Raw genomic sequence first — 515 nt, forward strand, 5'->3', positions numbered from 1 at the left:
CATGTGCCGGATGCTGTTGGTTCATCCAAGCGGCTTTTATGCATGGTTGAGAGAGCCTTTGAGCCCGCGTGCGTAGGAAGATCAGCGTCAAACCGTGCTGCTGAAGCAGGCCTGGGATGACAGCGGCGAGGTCTATGGATACCGCAAACTGCACGATGATCTGTGCGACATGGGCGAAGACATCAGCCCCAACAGGGCTTGGCGTTTGGCGCGTCTAGCAGGGATAAGGGCCCAGATTGGTTACAAAAAGAAGCCGGGCTCTTATGGTGGCAGCCCTGCGGTCGTGGCCGACAACATCTTGAACCGAGAGTTTGATGTCAACGCTCCGGACCAGTTCTGGGGCGAGACCTTGTTCGCCATTGGTTCGAGAACAATGGTCGAGCGACATCACCTACATCCGCACTCACGAGGGCTTCCTTTATCTCGCAGTTGTCATCGATCTGTTTTCCCGGCGCGTTGTTGGCCCCCTCTCGCGGTTTGCATGCAAAACGCTGCCGGGCAACGGGTCCATGCAA

1 pseudogene is annotated in these 515 nt (G+C 56.9%); it reads left to right on the forward strand.

Annotation, left to right across the window (positions count from 1 at the left end):
• Positions 1-515: pseudogene (locus EGN72_RS00210) on the forward strand (IS3 family transposase); the annotation flags it as partial.

Source organism: Pseudorhodobacter sp. E13, from assembly GCF_003991405.1.
In the GTDB taxonomy this organism is placed as follows: domain Bacteria; phylum Pseudomonadota; class Alphaproteobacteria; order Rhodobacterales; family Rhodobacteraceae; genus Pseudorhodobacter.